The following is a 17,476-nucleotide window of genomic DNA, read 5'->3' as shown; positions in this document are numbered from 1 at the left end:
TCGATTCACAGCGTCTTTGCCGCTTGTGATGATTATCGCCAAGCAGCGGGGACGATAGGCTTGCGAATCGTCGAGTCCATCGACCGGCTACCCGACCAGCGCAACCACCACCGGAGTTTCCATGCTCGAGCTGTATACCCACCCGATGTCACCCTGTGCCCAGAAAGTTCGCATCGTCCTGGCCGAAAAGAAGCTGGAGTGGATCAAGCACCATGTCGATCTATCGCAGAAGGAGAACTTGCGGCCGGAATACCTGAAACTCAATCCACTGGGTGTTGTGCCTACCTTGGTCCACGATGGTCGCCCGGTTATTGAATCCAGCGTCATCTGCGAATATTTGGATGATGCGTATCCCAATACCGGCCTCAAACCCACCCATCCCTACCAGTTGGCAAATATGCGGCTGTGGATGAAGCATGTAGACAACAAGCTTCATCCGTCCTGCGGAGCCTTGCAGTGGCCACTGGTGATGCGTCCCGCACTGATGGAGAAAAGCGAGGCAGAGCGTGAAGCGTTGTTGGCGCGGATCCCGGAAAAACCACGCCGCGAGCGCCAGAGACGCTTGGTCAAGTTTGGACTCGAGGCCCCAGATGTCGTCGACGCAGTACACGTGTACCGCCAGACGATCCTCGATATGGAAGCGGCGCTGGCCCAGCACCGCTGGATGGTGAGTGACGCCTTCAGCCTCGCCGACGTGTGCTTGGCACCCTACTTCCAAACCGTCTTGCAGTTCGGCTGGACCCTCATGTACGAGGATTGCCCTCGGGTGGCCGACTGGTTTTTGCGCTGCCGCGGGCGCGAGTCGTACGAGGACTCTGTGGCTCGCGATTTTCCGCCCGAAGTTCAGATCGATCTGCTCACCAAGGGTGAGTCAGCCTGGCGGACGATCAGCACGCACTTAGCATCGTCGAGCGACTCAAGGGCGAACGCGTGAAGTGCTACGACTTTGACCTGTTTGTAATCGGGGCTGGTTCAGGTGGTGTGCGGGCGGCTCGCATGGCGAGCGAGCGAGGGATGCGCGTCGCTGTCGCCGAAGTTTCTCGGCTGGGTGGCACCTGCGTAAATGTCGGCTGCATCCCGAAGAAGCTCTTCGCGTACGCCGCGCAGTTCGCCGAAGCGTTCCAACAGGCACGCGGCTATGGATGGCGCTTGGCCGAAGTTGCGTTCAACTGGTCGACCTTGCGGGACAACACGGATGCCGAGATTGAACGTCTAACCAGCGTCTACCGCGCGCTGCTGGTCAATTCCGGCTGCCAGCTGATCGAGGGCCGCGCGACGATCACAGGAGCGCACATGGTCAGCGTGGGTGCACGCAATTGGAGCGCCGAACGCATTGTGATCGCCACCGGGGGCTGGCCGTTCGTGCCGGATGTGCCGGGGCGCGAACATGCGATCACCTCAAATGACATCTTTTCCCTCGAGCATTTCCCAAAGCGAGCGGTCATTGTCGGTGGAGGCTATATTGCCCTTGAACTCGCCGGCATCGCCGCCGGTCTCGGTACACGGACTCGACTGGTGTATCGCGGCGAGTTATTCCTGCGCGGCTTTGACGAGGACATACGCCGGATCACAGCTGAGGAGATGAGCAAGCGGGGCGTACTCCTTAACTTCGGCTGCGGCATATGCGCTATCGAAAAACAGGCGGATGGATGCTTGCTCGTGACGTTCAGTGACGGCAGTCGCGAATTGACTGATTGCGTCCTCTATGCCACGGGGCGTCTCCCCAATGTTGCGGGGCTTGGTCTGGAAAATACAAGCGTCCGGCAGCAGGCCAATGGCGCTATTGTCGTAAACGAACATTTACAGACCCATGAGCCCTCGATCTACGCGATCGGCGACGTAATCGACCGCACTCAACTCACCCCGGTCGCCCTATCCGAAGGCATGCAACTGGTCAGACATCTCCTTGGCGAAGAAGGTCCGCGGGTGGATTACGAATTGATCCCGAGCGCCGTATTCAGCCAGCCGGCCATCGCGACCGTCGGGCTGACCGAAGCGCAAGCACGGCTCCGGTATTGCGACGTGGTGGTCTACAAGTCCAGCTTTCGCGCCCTCAAACAGACATTGGCCGGAGGCAACGAACGAACTTTCATGAAACTTCTCGTAGATCACGCCAGCGACCGCGTCGTGGGTGCACACATGGTGGGATCCGACGCAGCCGAAATCATTCAAGGCATTGCCATCGCCTTGAGAGCCGGCGCAACCAAGCGGGTGTTCGATACCACCCTCGGTGTTCATCCGACCTCCGCGGAGGAGTTCGTCACCTTGCGTAAACCGAGCAATGAACCATTCATCACAACGGACCCCTAAGGCGATGAATCCTTCTGTACGGACCTCAGATCAGATCCTTGACGATTGTTCCGCGCGCCTGTGGGCGGCCGAGGTCGGGTGCACGCCGACGGCGCTGTTGAGCTCGGTCCACCCCGGCCTCGACGAACCCGATGCCTACGCGATCCAGGCCGCGACGTTGCGACGCCGCGGCGTGCCGCCGATCGGCTTCAAGCTCGGCTACACCAGCGCAGCGATGCGCGCGCAGATGGGCATCGCCCATCCGAACTACGGCGTGCTCACCGAACAGCACCGGCTCGGCGCCGAGGGCCGGGCGATCGCCCGTGCTCGGCTGATCCACCCGCGTGTCGAGCCCGAGATCGCGTTGCGGCTCGGCCGCGAACTCGCCGGACCCGGCCACACCCGCGCGAGCGTGTCGAGTCACCTGGAGGCGGTGCTGCCGGCGCTCGAGATCGTCGACACCCGCTATCCGGACTACCGCTTCAGCACGGTCGACAACATCGCCGACAACAGCTCCAGCGCGGGCTTCGTGACCGGCCCGCCGACAGCGTGGCGCGACGACCTCGATCTCGCCGCCGTGGCGGTCGAGTTGAGCGCCGACGGCCACGTGCTCGACCGCGGTCGCGGCGCCGACGCGATGGGCGACCCGCTGCTCGCGCTGGCCTGGCTGGCCGACTTCCTGGCCGAGCGCGGCCAGTCCGTGCCGGCCGGTGCGCTGGTGCTCACCGGCGGCCTCACCCGTGCTCACCCGGCTGAGCAGGGCCAGGTGTTCGAAGCAACGTTCGGCGTTCTCGGGGCGGTGCGAGCGCGCTTCGACTGAGCGGCGACGCGTCTCAGCGTTTGGCCGGCGGCAGGTCGGTGCACGAGCCGTGCGCCACCTCGGCCGCCATGCCGATGCTCTCGCCCAGCGTCGGGTGCGGGTGGATGGTCTTGCCGATGTCCACCGCGTCGGCACCCATCTCGATGGCCAGCGCGATCTCGCCGATCATGTCGCCCGCATGTGTGCCGACGATGCCCCCGCCGACGATGCGGTGCGATGCTTCGTCGAACAGCAGCTTGGTGAAGCCCTCGTCGCGGCCATTGGCGATCGCGCGGCCCGAGGCCGTCCACGGGAACAGGCCCTTCTTCACCTTGATACCGCGCGCCTTGGCCTCGTCCTCGGTCAGCCCGACCCAGGCCACTTCCGGATCGGTGTAGGCCACGCTCGGGATCACGCGCGCGTTGAAGGAGCTCGTCGCCAGCTTGGCGTCGCCGAGCACCGCGCCGGCCGCCACCTCGGCCGCCACGTGGGCCTCGTGCACCGCCTTGTGCGCCAGCATCGGCTGGCCGACGATGTCGCCGATCGCGAAGATGTGCGGCACGTTGGTGCGCATCTGGATGTCGACCGGAACGAAGCCGCGCTCGCCGACGATCACGCCGGCCTTCTCGGCACCGATCTTCTTGCCGTTGGGCGTACGGCCGACGGCCTGCAGCACGAGGTCGTAGACGCCCTCGCTCTTCGTGCCGTCCAGCCCCTCGAACTGCACGCGGACGCCGTCCTTCGTCGCTTCGGCGCCGACCGTCTTGGTCTTGAGCATCAGCTTGTCGAAGCGCGGCGCGTTCATCTTCTGCCACACCTTGACGAGGTCGCGGTCGGCGCCCTGCATCAGGCCGTCGAGCATCTCGACCACGTCGAGCTTGGCCCCCAGCGTGGAGTACACCGTGCCCATCTCCAGGCCGATGATGCCGCCGCCGATCACCAGCATCTTCTTCGGCTGCTGTCGCAGCTCGAGCGCGCCGGTGGACGTGACGACGCGTGGGTCGTCCTTCGGCAGGAAGGGCAGCTTCACCGCTTCGGATCCGGCCGCGATGATCGCGTGCTTGAAGCGGATCGTCTGCGTCGCGCCGTCCTTCGCCAGCACGACCTTCAGGTGGTGCGGGTCGGCGAATTCACCGCTGCCGGTCACCACGGTGACCTTGCGCATCTTGGCCATCGCGGCCAGGCCACCGGTCAGCTTGCCGACCACCTTGTCCTTGTGGGCCTTGAGCCTGGCGAGGTCCACGCTCGGCTTGCCGAAACTCACGCCCAGGGACTCGAAGTGCGAGACCTCGTCCATCACGGCGGCCACGTGCAGCAGCGCCTTCGACGGGATGCAGCCGACGTTCAGGCACACGCCGCCGAGCGTCGCGTAGCGCTCGACCAGCACGACCTTCAGGCCCAGGTCGGCGCCGCGGAAGGCGGCCGAATAGCCGCCGGGGCCGGCCCCCAGCACCAGCAGGTCGCATTCGAGGTCGGCGCCGCCGGCGTAGCTCGCGGCGGCTGGCGCCACCGCCCCACCCTCACCCCGGCCCTCTCCCGCCGGGGCGGGAGCGGGAGAGGCAGCGGGAGCGGGTTGAGGTGAGGGCTCGGCCCCCACCGCTTCCAGCGACAGGATCACCGATCCTTCGTTGACGGTGTCGCCGACCTTCAGCTTGAGCGCCTTCACGACGCCGGCGTGCGAGGACGGGATCTCCATCGACGCCTTGTCGCTCTCGACGGTGATCAGGCTCTGGTCGGCCGAGACGGTGTCGCCCGGCTTGACCAGCAGCTCGATCACCGCCACGTCCTTGAAGTCACCGATGTCGGGGACCTTGATGTCGATCAGTGCCATGTCCGCGCCCCTCTCACAGCAGCACGCGGCGGAAGTCCGCCAGGATCTGACCGAGGTAGGCGTTGAAGCGGGCGGCCGCGGCGCCGTCGATGACGCGGTGGTCCCAGCTCAGCGACAGCGGCAGGATCAGGCGCGGCACAAAGGCCTTGCCGTCCCAGCGCGGCTCGGTGCTGCTCTTGCACACGCCGAGGATCGACACCTCGGGCGCGTTGATGATCGGCGTGAAGTAGCGACCGCCGATGCCACCGAGCGAGCTGATGCTGAAGCAGCCACCGCTCATGTCGGCCGGTCCCAGCTTGCCATCGCGCGCCTTCTTCGCCAGTTCGCTCATCTCCTGTGAAATCTGGAAGATGCCCTTCTTGTCGGCATCCTTGATCACCGGCACGACCAGCCCGTTGGGCGTGTCGGCCGCGAAGCCGATGTGGAAGTACTGCTTCAGCACGATCTGCTCGCCGTCGAGCGAGGCATTGAACTCGGGGAATTTCTTCAGCGCCGCGACGCTGGCCTTGATCAGGAAGGCCAGCATCGTGACCTTGACGCCGGACTTCTCGTTCTCCTTGTTGAGCTGCACGCGGAAGGCCTCGAGCTCGGTGATGTCCGCATCGTCGTGGTTGGTGACGTGCGGTATCACGACCCAGTTGCGGTGCAGGTTGGCGCCGCTGATCTTCTTGATGCGCGACAGGTCCTTGCGCTCCACCGGGCCGAATTTGGTGAAGTCGACCTTGGGCCACGGCAGCAGGTCCAGCCCGCCGCCGCCGGACGCCGCCGGCGCCTTGCCGGCCTGCGCGGTGCGCGTCTCGCCGGACATCACGCCCTTGACGAAGCCCTGCACGTCTTCCAGCGTGATCCGGCCCTTCAGGCCGCTGCCCTTCACTTCCGTCAGCGGCACGCCGAGCTCGCGCGCGAAACGGCGCACCGAGGGCGACGCGTGCGGCAGGTGGCCCTGCGGCGCAGTCGGCTCGTGGGCGGGCAGCGCGGCGGTCGGCGCGGTGCGCTCGACCGGCTGGCTGGCCAGCGGCAAGGCCGCCGCTGCGGCCGGGGCAGCGTCGGCGGCCTTGGCCGCGACCGACGCGGGGGTCGCACCAGTGCCGGCGCCCAGCAGCACCACCACCGGCGTGCCCTTCGAAACCTTGTCGCCCAGCTTCACCAGCAGGCGCTCCACGGTGCCGGCGTGCGACGAAGGAATCTCCATCGAGGCCTTGTCGCTCTCGACGGTGATCAGGCTCTGCTCGGCGGTCACCACGTCGCCGGGCTTGACCAGCAGCTCGATCACCTCGACGGCATCGAAGTCACCGATGTCCGGAACCACGACCTCGACGGGGCCGCTCGCCGCGGGCGCCACCGAAGCAACGGCAGGCGCCGCAGCAGCAGACGGCGGCGCGGCGGCGGCGGGTGTTGCAGGAGCGGCATCGGGTGGGGCCGCAGCCGCGCCAGCGGCCTCCAGCACCAGAACCACCGTGCCCTCGCTCACCTTGTCGCCGAGCTTGATCTTGAGTTCCTTCACCACGCCGGCGTGCGACGACGGGATCTCCATCGAAGCCTTGTCGCTCTCGACCGTGACCAGGCTTTGCTCTGCCTTGATCGTGTCACCGGGCTTGACCAGCACCTCGATGACCTCGACCGCCTCGAAATCCCCGATGTCCGGGACCTTCACTTCCATCAGCGCCATGTTCTTGTCTCCGTGCGGGGACGCTGCTCGTGGCCGTGGCTGGCGTCATGGTGCGACGCGCGCCTTCGCCGCGAGGCGAACCCCGTGCTCCGCTTACGCGTAAAGGGGGTTCACCTTGTCGGCATTGATGCCGTACTTCTTGATCGCCTCGGCCACCTTCGTCGCCGGCACCGTGCCCTCGTCGGCCAGCGCCTTCAAGGCGGCGACCACCACGTAGTGGCGGTTCACCTCGAAGTGCTCGCGCAGCTTGGTGCGGAAGTCGCTGCGGCCGAAGCCGTCGGTCCCCAGCACCTTGTAGCTGCGGCCCTTCGGGATGAAGGCGCGGATCTGTTCGGCAAAGGCCTTCATGTAGTCGGTCGACGCCACCACCGGGCCGGCATGCGGCTCGAGCTGCTGCGTCACGAAGGGCACGCGCGGCTTCTTGTCGGCCGGGTGCAGCAGGTTCCAGCGGTCGGCGTCCTGGCCGTCGCGGGCAAGCTCATTGAAGCTCGGGCAGCTCCACACGTTGGCGGCCACGCCCCAGTCCTTCTCGAGCAGCTCCTTCGCGGCGATCGACTCGCGCAGGATGGTGCCGCTGCCCAGCAGGTTGACCTGCGGCGCGTCCTTCTTCTTCGCCGCGCCCTCGAGCAGCAGGTACATGCCCTTGACGATCTGCGCCTCGGTGCCCGGCTTCAGGCCCGGCTGCGCGTAGTTCTCGTTGAGCAGCGTGAGATAGAAGTAGACGTTGTCCTGCTGCTCGACCATGCGCTTCAGGCCATGGTGGATGATCACCGCCACCTCGTGCGCAAAGGTCGGGTCGTAGCTGATGCAGTTGGGGATCGTGCTCGCGAGGATGTGGCTGTGGCCGTCCTCGTGCTGCAGGCCTTCGCCGTTGAGCGTGGTGCGGCCCGAGGTGCCGCCGAGCAGGAAGCCACGTGCCTGCATGTCCCCCGCCGCCCAGCACAGGTCGCCCACGCGCTGCAGCCCGAACATCGAGTAGTAGATGTAGAACGGGATCATGATGCGGTTGTTCGTCGAATACGACGTCGCCGCGGCGATCCACGAGCTCATGCCGCCCGCCTCGTTGATGCCTTCCTGCAGGATCTGGCCGGCCTTGTCTTCCTTGTAGTACATGACCTGGTCCTTGTCGACCGGCGTGTACAGCTGCCCCGCAGGGTTGTAGATGCCGATCTGGCGGAACAGGCCTTCCATGCCGAAGGTGCGCGCCTCGTCCACCAGGATCGGCACGGTGCGCGGGCCCAGGGCCTTGTCGCGCAGCAGCGCGTTCAGGCAGCGCACGTAGGCCTGCGTGGTGCTGATCTCGCGGCCTTCGGCCGTCGGCTCCATCACCGCCTGGAACACCGACAGATCGGGCACCGGCAGTTGCTCGTCGGCCTTCGCGCGGCGCTTGGGAAGGTAGCCGCCGAGGGCCTTGCGGCGCTCGTGCAGGTATTGCATCTCGGGCGTGTCGTCGGCCGGCTTGTAGAACGGGATGTCGTGTAGCTTGTCGTCGGGGATGGGGATGTTGAAGCGGTCGCGGAAGGCCTTCACGTCCTCGTCGACCAGCTTCTTGGTCTGGTGGGCAGTGTTCTTGCCCTCCCCGATCTTGCCCATGCCATAGCCCTTGACCGTCTTGATCAGCAGCACGGTGGGCTGACCCTTGTGGTTCACGGCCTCGTGGTAGGCGGCATGCACCTTGTGCGGGTCGTGGCCGCCGCGGTTGAGGCGCCAGATGTCGTCGTCGCTCAGCTTGGACACCATCTCCAGCAGCTTGGGGTGCTGGCCGAAGAAGTGCTTGCGCACGAAGGCGCCGTCGTTGGCCTTCATCGCCTGGTAGTCGCCGTCGACCGTCTCCATCATCACCTTGCGCAGCAGGCCTTCCTTGTCGCGCGCCAGCAGCGGGTCCCAGTAGCTGCCCCAGATCAGCTTGATGACGTTCCAGCCCGAGCCGCGGAACTCGCCCTCGAGCTCCTGGATGATCTTGCCGTTGCCGCGCACCGGGCCGTCCAGGCGCTGCAGGTTGCAGTTGATGACGAAGATCAGGTTGTCGAGCTTCTCGCGAGCCGCCAGGCCGATGGCGCCCAGCGATTCGGGCTCGTCCATCTCGCCGTCGCCGCAGAACACCCAGACCTTGCGCTTGGAGGTGTCGGCGATGCCGCGCGCATGCAGGTACTTCAGGAAGCGCGCCTGGTAGATCGCCATCAGCGGGCCCAGGCCCATCGACACCGTCGGGAACTGCCAGAACCCGGGCATGAGCTTCGGGTGCGGGTAGCTCGAGAGGCCCTTGCCGTCGACTTCCTGGCGGAAGTTGAGCAGTTGCTCCTCGGTGATGCGACCTTCCATGAAGGCGCGCGCGTAGATGCCGGGTGACGAATGGCCCTGGATGTAGAGCAGGTCGCCGCCGTGGTTGCCGCCCTGGTCGGTGTCGTCGGCGTGCCAGAAGTGGTTGAAGCCGGCGCCGAACATGGTGGCCAGCGACGCGAAGCTCGAGATATGGCCGCCGAGGTCACCGCCATCGGCCGGGTCGAGCCGGTTGGCCTTGACCACCATCGCCATCGCGTTCCAGCGCATGTAGGCGCGCAGGCGCTCCTCGATGTCGATCTGCCCCGGACTGTGCAGTTCCTGGCCTGCCGGGATGGTGTTGACGTAGGGCGTGGTGGCCGAGAACGGCATGTCGATGCCAGCTTGGCGCGCCTCGTCGATCAGGCGCTCGAGGAGGAAGTGCGCGCGCTGCGGCCCCTCGCTGTCGATCACGGCGGCCAGCGCCTCCAGCCACTCGCGCGTTTCCTGCGCGTCGCTGTCGTTGGCGGCCGTGCGGCCAAAGGATTCCGGCAATGCAGACATGTCTTGTCTCCTTGGATCGGGTGCTGTGGCGCGCCCTGGACTGATGCTTGATTTCAGTATTGCATAGCCGCTTTATTTTTTCAAATGGTGCCAGTTGATTTCTTATTGTGGAATTTACGTAGCCATCCACCCACCAACATTCGCCTGGAGGGAGCTTCCCGCGACGCCGATTCACTCTGGCACCGATAATTGGTCGATGACGCCCCATCCTCCCGACTCGTCCCTCGATCCGCCGCCCAAGGCGCATCCGCGACGGCTGTTCTGGGCCTGGTGGAAAAGGCAGTCGCCGGCGCACCAGGATCGCTTCGCCACGTTCGCGCCCCTGCTGTCGGTCCTGCTGTTCCTCGCGGCGATCATCACGGCCTTCTGGTACCTGCGCAACGAGGAATTCGAGCGGGAGCAGGAGTCGGTCAAGCGCGACACCGAAATCGCGCAGCAGCAGATCCGCCTTCGGCTGATCGAGAACCAGGAGCAGCTGGTACGCATGGCGCGCGAAGTCGCCACCCGCGCCATCGACCTCGACGAGTTCCTCGGCCAGGCGGTGAGCTTCACGCGCGAGCGCCCCGAGGTCGTGAGCCTGAGCTGGATCGAAGCCGACCAGAGCGTCAAGGCGCGCCATCTCTCGCCCAACCACCCGTCCGACCTGATGCGCTGGACGGAACCCTCCGCGTCGGCCGCGTCGGCGGCCGAACCGCAGCCGCCGGCGGGTACGGCCACGGCGGCCCTGCGCGGCGAGCCGGCCTGGGCCTTCGCCGCGGCGCGCGATCTGCGCCAGCCGGTCTATTCCCGTCCCTACGAGGGCACGGGCTCGCTGTCGGTGTTCCAGGTGCATGTGCCGCTGCTCGACCGCAGCGCCTTCTCCGGCACGCTGGTGGCGGAGTACTCGGTCGAGTCGCTGCTGCGCTACTTCGTGCCCGCCGAGGTCACGCGGCGCCACGCCATCAGCCTGCTCGACAGCAACGACCGCGTGCTGGCCAGCAGCGTCTCGCGCGAACCGGCCAACAGCGTGCGCAGCAGCAGCGGCATCGTGCAGGACGTGGCGCTGGCGCCGTCGGGCAACGGCCTGGTGGTGCGCGGGCAAGGCTGGCGCACCTCGATCGGCCTCATCGGCAACACGCTGTTCTGGATGGTGGTCGCGCTGTCCGCGCTGACGGTGTGGATGCTGCTGGGCACCTGGCGCCACATGCGCCGGCGCTCGCAGATGCAGAGCACGCTGATCACCGAGACGAACTTCCGACGCGCGATGGAGAATTCGATGCTGACCGGCATGCGCGCGATGGACCTCGAGGGGCGCATCAGCTACGTCAACCCGGCCTTTTGCGCGATGACCGGGTTCGCCGAGGACGAATTGATAGGCCGGCTGCCGCCCTTCCCGCACTGGCCGCCCGACCGCATGGAGGAGAACACGCGCTTGCTGCAGCAGGAACTGCAGGGCCGCAGCCCGGCCGGCGGCATCGAGGTGAAGATCATGCGCAAGGACGGCACGCTGTTCGACTCGCGCATGTACGTCTCGCCGCTGATCGACGCCAAGGGACATCAGACGGGCTGGATGACCTCGATGACCAACATCACCGAGGCCAAGCGCATCCGGGACCAGCTGTCGGCCTCGCACGAGCGCTTCACCACGGTGCTGGAGGGCCTGGAGGCCGCGGTGTCGGTGCTGTCGGTGGCGCAGGGCGAACTGCTGTTCGCCAACCGTTCCTACCGGCTGTGGTTCGGGGCCGATTCCCAGGGCCATGCGCGCCTGGCCGGCGCCGACGAATTGCTGGCAGGCCGGCGCGACGCCGACGAGTCGGTCGACAGCTTCGGCGGCCTGCCCGCACAGGAGCTCACCGAAGCCAGCGGGGACGTGCACGAGGTGTTCGTCGAGTCGCTGCAGAAGTGGTTCGACGTCCGGGCGCGCTACGTGCAGTGGACCGACGGCCGGCTGGCGCAGATGCTGATCGCGACCGACATCACGTCCCGGCGCCGCGCCGAGGAGCAGGCCTCGCACCAGGCCGAGAAGGCCCAGGTCACCAGCCGCCTCGTGACGATGGGCGAGATGGCCTCCAGCGTCGCCCACGAGCTGAACCAGCCGCTCACGGCCATCACCAACTACTGCAACGGCATGGTCTCGCGGGTCAAGTCCGACGCCATCGAGAAGGACGACCTGATCGCTGCGCTGGAGAAGACCGCACGTCAGGCCCACCGCGCCGGGCAGATCATCCACCGCATCCGCGCCTTCGTGAAGCGCAGCGAGCCGCAGCGCCAGACCGCCAAGGCGCGCGACATCGTCGAGGATGCGGTCGAACTCGCCGGCATCGAGCTCAAGCGACGCAACGTGCACATCCGCACCTATGTGGCGCAGCGCCTGCCCGATCTGCAGGTGGATCCGATCCTGATCGAGCAGGTGCTGCTGAATCTGCTGAAGAACTCGGCCGAGGCGATCGACAACGCGAAGCTGCCGTCCTCGCGCCGCCACATCGAGCTGCGCGTCGTGCCCAAGCACACGCCCGAGGAAGGCGGGGTCATCGAGTTCAGCGTGCGCGACAACGGACCCGGCGTGAAGGAAGAGATGATGGCCCGGCTCTACGAGGCCTTCTTCTCGACCAAGCCTGACGGCTTGGGCATCGGCCTGTCGTTGTGCCGATCCATCGTCGAGTCCCATCGTGGCCGTATCCGCGCGGAGAACCTCTACAATGGAAGTGTGATCAGCGGTTGCAGCTTCGCCTTCACCCTGCCAGTGGAGCTTCCGGTCCCGGCGACCGAGCCTCCCGGCGTCACCTTGACCGAAACCTCGTAAAGAGCGCGCATGAGCCTCATCCCCAAGAAAGGCACGGTCTATGTCGTCGACGACGACGAAGCCGTGCGCGACTCTCTTCAGTGGCTGCTCGAAGGCAAGGACTACCGGGTCAAGTGCTTCGACTCGGCCGAATCCTTCCTGTCGCGCTTCGACTCCCGAGAGGTCGCCTGCCTGATCGCCGACATCCGCATGGATGGCATGAGCGGCCTGGAGCTGCAGGACCGTCTGGTCGAGCGCAAGAGCCCGCTGCCGGTGGTCTTCATCACCGGCCATGGCGACGTGCCGATGGCCGTCACCACGATGAAGAAGGGCGCGATGGACTTCATCGAGAAGCCGTTCAAGGAAGAAGAGCTGCTGAGCCTCGTCGAGCGCATGCTCGACAGCGCCCGCGCCGCCTTCAGCCAGCATCAGGAAGCCGCCAGCCGTGACGCGCTGCTGTCGCGCCTGACCACTCGCGAGGCCCAGGTTCTCGAGCGCATCGTCGCCGGCCGGCTGAACAAGCAGATTGCCGACGACCTGGGCATCAGCATCAAGACGGTCGAGGCACACCGTGCCAACATCATGGAGAAGCTCAATGCCAACACCGTCGCCGATCTGCTGAAGATCGCGCTCGGCGCCCAGGCCAAGGCCTGAAACGCCCCACCGTCGCCAGGGCCGCCTTCGCGCGGCCCTTGTCGTTTCTACCTCCGGCGCCGCGCTGACGGTGCCCCCGCTGAAGGAGCCCCTCGCATGAGCGCCCGAGCCATCGACGGCAATGCCCTGTCCCGCCACCTCCGCCACGAAGTCTCGCAGCGCGCCGCCACGCTGCGCGAGCACGGCATCACGCCCGGCCTCGCCGTCATCCTGGTGGGCGAGAACCCGGCCTCGCAGGTCTACGTACGCAACAAGGTCAAGGCCTGCCACGACAGCGGCCTGCATTCGGTGCTGGAGCACTATCCGGCTGCGATGACCGAGGCCGAATTGCTGGCCCGCGTGCAGGCGCTCAACGCCGATCCGGCGATCCACGGCATCCTGGTGCAGCTGCCGCTGCCGCCGCACATCGACGCGCACCGCGTGATCGAGACGATCGCGCCGCACAAGGACGTCGACGGCTTCCACGTCGCGAGCGCCGGCGCGCTGATGGTCGGCCAGCCCGGCTTCAAGCCGTGCACGCCCTATGGCTGCATGAAGATGCTCGAGTCGATCGGCTACGACCCCAAGGGCAAGCACGCGGTCGTGATCGGCCGCAGCAACATCGTCGGCAAGCCGATGGCGATGCTGCTGCTGCAGGCCAACGCCACCGTCACGGTCTGCCACAGCGCAACGCCGGACCTGGCGCTGCACACCCGCCAGGCCGACATCGTGGTCGCCGCCGTCGGCAAGCGCAATGTGCTGACGGCCGACATGGTGAAGCCCGGCGCCGTGGTGATCGACGTGGGCATGAACCGCGACGACCACGGCAAGCTGTGCGGCGACGTCGACTACGCCGGCGTCGCCAAGGTCGCCGGATGGATCACGCCGGTGCCCGGTGGCGTGGGGCCGATGACCATCACGATGCTGCTGATGAACACGCTCGAATCGGCCGAGCGGCTGGTGGGCTGAGCGAGCCGACCCGCTTCGCAGCAGGCTCGCTATGTCGCCGATCAAGATGATTGAAACCGCGGCGACCGGCGCCACCTGACACTGACACCGAGCACTGAACCGACGAGCCGCCCTCATGAGCAACCCCCTCCTCGACACCTCCGCCCTGCCGCGCTTCGGCGAGATCCGTCCCGAGCACGTGGCGCCGGCCGTCGACGCACTGCTGGCCGAAGCCACCGCGGCGCTCGAGCGCGCCACCGGCGGGGGCGTGCCGGCAGACTACGACGCCCTCTCCGCGGTGCTCGACGTCGCGACCGAGCGGCTCGGTCGTGCTTGGGGCGCGGTCAGCCACCTCAATGCGGTGGCCGACACACTGGAGCTGCGCGCCGCCTACACCGAGGCCCTGCCCCGTGTGACCGAGTTCTACACGAACCTGGGCGCCGACGAGCGGCTCTACGCGAAGTACAAGGCCGTGGCCGGCAGCCCCGCGGCAGCGGCGCTCAACGCATCGCGGCGCAAGGCGCTGTCGAACGCGATGCGCGATTTCGTGCTGTCCGGCGCGGAACTGCAAGGTGCCGCCAAGGAGCGCTTCGCAGCCATCCAGGCCCGTCAGGCCGAACTCGGCCAGGCGTTCTCCGAACACGTGCTCGACGCGACCGACGGCTGGAGCTGCATCGCGAGCGAGGCCGAGCTCGCCGGCGTGCCCGAGGACGTCAAGGCCGCGACCCGCGCCGCCGCCCAGGCCGACGGCCAGGACGGCCACAAGCTCGGCCTGCACATGCCGGTCTACCTGCCGGTGCTGCAGTACGCGCAGGACCGCTCGCTGCGCGAACGCGTCTACCGCGCCCACGTGACGCGCGCCTCGGAGGCCGGCCCGGCCGAGCGCGACAACAGCGTCGTGATGGGCGAGATCCTCGAGTTGCGGCAGGAAGAGGCCGCACTGCTGGGCTATCGCAACTTCGCCGAGGTCTCTCTGGTCGCCAAGATGGCCGACTCGCCGGCGCAGGTGCAGGGTTTCCTGCGCGACCTGGCGCGGCGCGCGCGTCCGCACGCCGAGCGTGACCTGGCCGAGCTGCGCGAGTTCGCCCGCACCGAGCTCGGCCTGGCCGATCTGCAGGCCTGGGACATGGCCTACGCGGCCGAGCGCCTGAAGGAAGCGCGCTACGCCTTCAGCGACACCGAGGTGAAGCAGTACTTCACCGAACCCAAGGTGCTGGCCGGCCTGTTCCGCATCATCGAGACGCTGTTCGAGGTGACGATCCGCCCGGACACGGCGCCGGTCTGGAACGAACACGTGCGCTTCTTCCGCATCGAGCGCGGCACGCAGCTCGTCGGCCAGTTCTACCTCGATCCCTACGCGCGCCCCGGCAAGCGTCCGGGCGCCTGGATGGACGACGTGCGCGGTCGCTGGGCCCGCCCGGAAGGCACGGTGCAGACGCCGGTGGCGCACCTGGTGTGCAACTTCGCCGCCCCCGTCGGCGGCCGGCCCGCGCTGCTGTCGCACGACGACGTGACCACGCTGTTCCACGAGTTCGGCCACGGCCTACACCACATGCTCACGCAGGTCGACGAGATCGGCGTGGCCGGCATCTCCGGTGTCGAATGGGACGCGGTCGAACTGCCCAGCCAGTTCATGGAGAACTTCTGCTGGGAGTGGGAGGTCGTGAAGCACATGACGGCCCACGTCGACAGCGGCGAGCCGCTGCCACGGGCGCTGTTCGACAAGATGCTCGCCGCGAAGAACTTCCAGAGCGGCCTGCAGACGCTGCGCCAGGTGGAGTTCTCGCTGTTCGACATGCTGATCCACGACGGCGCGTCGGCCACGCCCCATGGCGCCGACGCCGTCCAGCAGGTGCTCGACGGCGTGCGCCGCGAGATCGCGGTCATCGTGCCGCCGGCGTTCAATCGCTTCCAGCACAGCTTCTCGCACATCTTCGCCGGCGGCTACGCGGCCGGCTACTACAGCTACAAGTGGGCCGAGGTGCTGAGCGCGGACGCCTACGCCGCGTTCGAGGAAGAAGGGGTGTTCAATCCCGCCGTCGGCCGCCGCTACCGCGAGGCCATCCTCGAGGCCGGCGGCAGCCGCCCCGCGATGGAAAGCTTCAAGGCCTTCCGCGGGCGCGAGCCGCGCATCGACGCACTGCTGCGCCACCAAGGCATGGCGGACTAAGATCGAAGCCCTGCCGACCCCGAGGACCTTGTCATGAGCCGTTCCGCTGCCGTCCTGCTGTTCAGCCTCACCGCATTGGGCTGCGGCCCGGTCCTGGCGCAGTACAAGATCGTCGAGCCCGACGGGCGCATCACCTACACCGACCGGCCCGCGCCGTCGGCCGCGGCCAAGGTGCAGCCGATCCGTGGCGGGGCCGCCGTCGCCGGCAGCACCAGCGGCCTGCCCTACGAGCTGGCGCAGATCGCCGAACGCTACCCGGTCACGCTGTACAGCGGCAACGACTGCTCGGGCTGCGTGTCCGGGCGCGAACTGCTGCGCCAGCGCGGCATCCCCTACACCGAGAAGACCATCACCGGCGACGCCGACATCGCCGCCTTCCGGCAGATCGAGGCGAGCGCCGAACTGCCGGTGCTGCGCATCGGCGGCCAGCAGCTGCGTGGCTATTCCGAGGCGGAATGGCGTGGTTATCTCGACGCCGCCGGCTACCCCAAGCAGTCGCGCCTGCCGCCCACCTACCGCGGCTGGGAACCCGCCCCGCTGGTCGGCCAGACCACGGCACCGAGAGCCGCGCCGGCGCCGCGCCCCGCTCCGGAAGCCCCGGCCGCGCTGCCGCCGGCGCTGGAAGCCGCGCCCAACGGCATCCGGTTCTGACGCGGTCGCGCGGCGCTTCAGAACCGCAGCGTCTTCACGCCTTCGGGCGTGCCCAGCAGACAGACGCCGGCCTTGTGGCGCGCGAACACGCCCACGGTCACCACGCCGGGCCACTGATTGACATCGGTCTCGAAGGCCAGCGGATCGGTGATGCGCAGCCCCTGCACGTCGAGGATCAGCTGGCCGTTGTCGGTGATCACGCCCTCACGCACGGTCGCGGTCGCGCCCAGCTTCGCGAAGCGTCGCTGGATCTGGCCCACCGCCATCGGCAGCACCTCGACCGGCAGCGGGAAGCGCCCCAGCACGTCCACCAGCTTCGAGGCGTCGGCAATGCAGACGAAGCGCTCGGCCAGGTCGGCCACGATCTTCTCGCGCGTCAGCGCCGCGCCGCCGCCCTTGATCATGAAGCCCTGGTGGTCGATCTCGTCGGCACCGTCGATGTAGACCGGCAGCGACTCCACCGCACCGGCCTCGAACACGCGGATGCCGTGCCCGCGCAGCCGCTCGGTGCTCTTGACCGAACTCGACACCGCCCCGGCGATGCGCTCCTTGATGCCCGCCAGCGCGTCGATGAAGCAGTTGACGGTCGAGCCGGTGCCGACCCCGACGATGCTGCCCTCGATCACGTACTCGAGCGCGGCGCGGCCGACGAGGGTCTTCAGTTCATCCTGGTTCATGGTGTGGTGCCGGGAGGGGCCCGACAGAAGGTCGTGGAAAGGAAACGCGAACGCTGCGATCGCGGCGGCGATTATCCGGGTCTCGAAGCAAAATGCGTGGCATGCCCCTGCCCCCGGCGGCGGCAGGGAGCGCGGTATGCTCGCCCCGCACCAGGGCCGAACCGCCCTGCCCAGCTTCCGGCTGCAGCCCGACTCGCGAGTCCTCGCCGAGCGGCCGGTCCCCGC

At 67.3% G+C, this 17,476-nt stretch carries 12 protein-coding genes; 8 read left to right on the top strand and 4 right to left on the bottom strand.

Annotated elements, in window-relative coordinates:
• Positions 1 to 121: 121 nt before the first annotated feature.
• The 3 genes from ASC67_RS00830 (at position 122) to ASC67_RS00820 (ending at position 3,109) form a co-directional block, all read left to right on the top strand.
• Positions 122 to 934, top strand: a complete 813-nt coding sequence (locus tag ASC67_RS00830; protein ID WP_056314428.1) for a glutathione S-transferase family protein — start codon at positions 122 to 124, stop codon at positions 932 to 934.
• Positions 931 to 2,310, top strand: coding sequence for a glutathione-disulfide reductase (gene gorA, locus ASC67_RS00825; protein WP_056314427.1), 1,380 nt, complete (start codon positions 931 to 933; stop codon positions 2,308 to 2,310). The genes ASC67_RS00830 and gorA overlap by 4 nt, the downstream gene beginning before the upstream one ends.
• A gap of 97 nt (positions 2,311 to 2,407) precedes the next feature.
• Positions 2,408 to 3,109, top strand: coding sequence for a 2-keto-4-pentenoate hydratase (locus ASC67_RS00820; RefSeq protein ID WP_056314426.1), 702 nt, complete (start codon positions 2,408 to 2,410; stop codon positions 3,107 to 3,109).
• A 13-nt stretch (positions 3,110 to 3,122) separates the two neighbouring features.
• Here the strand turns inward: ASC67_RS00820 and lpdA are convergent, their stop codons facing one another.
• From lpdA to aceE, 3 genes are all read right to left on the bottom strand, one after another.
• A complete protein-coding gene (lpdA, locus tag ASC67_RS00815; protein ID WP_056314425.1) occupies positions 3,123 to 4,919 on the bottom strand; it encodes a dihydrolipoyl dehydrogenase in 1,797 nt (598 codons plus the stop codon).
• A gap of 13 nt (positions 4,920 to 4,932) precedes the next feature.
• Positions 4,933 to 6,588 (bottom strand): dihydrolipoyllysine-residue acetyltransferase, encoded by a 1,656-nt coding sequence (gene aceF, locus ASC67_RS00810; RefSeq protein WP_056314424.1) that lies wholly within the window; start codon positions 6,586 to 6,588, stop codon positions 4,933 to 4,935.
• Positions 6,589 to 6,681: 93 nt separating this feature from the next.
• Entirely contained in the window at positions 6,682 to 9,411 is a 2,730-nt protein-coding gene (gene aceE / locus ASC67_RS00805) for a pyruvate dehydrogenase (acetyl-transferring), homodimeric type (RefSeq protein WP_056314423.1), read from the bottom strand.
• Between the two features lie 196 nt (positions 9,412 to 9,607).
• On the opposite strand from aceE, the gene ASC67_RS00800 reads away from it, so the two are divergent.
• From ASC67_RS00800 to ASC67_RS00780, 5 genes are all read left to right on the top strand, one after another.
• Complete coding sequence (locus ASC67_RS00800; protein WP_056314422.1) at positions 9,608 to 12,193, top strand: PAS domain-containing sensor histidine kinase; 2,586 nt, start codon at positions 9,608 to 9,610, stop codon at positions 12,191 to 12,193.
• Positions 12,194 to 12,202: 9 nt separating this feature from the next.
• Entirely contained in the window at positions 12,203 to 12,826 is a 624-nt protein-coding gene (locus ASC67_RS00795) for a response regulator transcription factor (protein WP_011829723.1), read from the top strand.
• A 96-nt stretch (positions 12,827 to 12,922) separates the two neighbouring features.
• A complete protein-coding gene (folD, locus tag ASC67_RS00790) occupies positions 12,923 to 13,774 on the top strand; it encodes a bifunctional methylenetetrahydrofolate dehydrogenase/methenyltetrahydrofolate cyclohydrolase FolD (protein ID WP_056314421.1) in 852 nt (283 codons plus the stop codon).
• 115 nt (positions 13,775 to 13,889) lie between these two features.
• Positions 13,890 to 15,923 carry a M3 family metallopeptidase gene (locus tag ASC67_RS00785; RefSeq protein WP_056314420.1) on the top strand — a complete coding sequence of 678 codons (2,034 nt, stop codon included), beginning with the start codon at positions 13,890 to 13,892 and terminating at the stop codon, positions 15,921 to 15,923.
• A gap of 33 nt (positions 15,924 to 15,956) precedes the next feature.
• Positions 15,957 to 16,574: a glutaredoxin family protein gene (locus tag ASC67_RS00780; RefSeq protein ID WP_056314419.1), complete on the top strand. Its 618-nt coding sequence runs from the start codon at positions 15,957 to 15,959 to the stop codon at positions 16,572 to 16,574.
• Between the two features lie 17 nt (positions 16,575 to 16,591).
• Here ASC67_RS00780 and rpiA read toward each other — a convergent pair whose 3' ends face one another.
• A complete protein-coding gene (gene rpiA, locus ASC67_RS00775) occupies positions 16,592 to 17,251 on the bottom strand; it encodes a ribose-5-phosphate isomerase RpiA (RefSeq protein ID WP_056314418.1) in 660 nt (219 codons plus the stop codon).
• Between the last annotated feature and the right edge of the window lie 225 nt (positions 17,252 to 17,476).

This window comes from Methylibium sp. Root1272 (assembly GCF_001425905.1).
GTDB lineage: Bacteria > Pseudomonadota > Gammaproteobacteria > Burkholderiales > Burkholderiaceae_C > Methylibium.
This window is presented reverse-complemented; position numbering and strand designations above follow the sequence as displayed.

Coding starts and splice junctions, on each gene's coding strand:
- aceF (WP_056314424.1), bottom strand. CDS start 6,588: ATGGCGCTGATGGAAGTGAAGGTCCCGGACATCGGGGATTTCGAGGCG.
- folD (WP_056314421.1), top strand. CDS start 12,923: ATGAGCGCCCGAGCCATCGACGGCAATGCCCTGTCCCGCCACCTCCGC.
- rpiA (WP_056314418.1), bottom strand. CDS start 17,251: ATGAACCAGGATGAACTGAAGACCCTCGTCGGCCGCGCCGCGCTCGAG.
- ASC67_RS00785 (WP_056314420.1), top strand. CDS start 13,890: ATGAGCAACCCCCTCCTCGACACCTCCGCCCTGCCGCGCTTCGGCGAG.
- ASC67_RS00830 (WP_056314428.1), top strand. CDS start 122: ATGCTCGAGCTGTATACCCACCCGATGTCACCCTGTGCCCAGAAAGTT.
- ASC67_RS00800 (WP_056314422.1), top strand. CDS start 9,608: ATGACGCCCCATCCTCCCGACTCGTCCCTCGATCCGCCGCCCAAGGCG.
- lpdA (WP_056314425.1), bottom strand. CDS start 4,919: ATGGCACTGATCGACATCAAGGTCCCCGACATCGGTGACTTCAAGGAC.
- aceE (WP_056314423.1), bottom strand. CDS start 9,411: ATGTCTGCATTGCCGGAATCCTTTGGCCGCACGGCCGCCAACGACAGC.
- ASC67_RS00780 (WP_056314419.1), top strand. CDS start 15,957: ATGAGCCGTTCCGCTGCCGTCCTGCTGTTCAGCCTCACCGCATTGGGC.
- ASC67_RS00795 (WP_011829723.1), top strand. CDS start 12,203: ATGAGCCTCATCCCCAAGAAAGGCACGGTCTATGTCGTCGACGACGAC.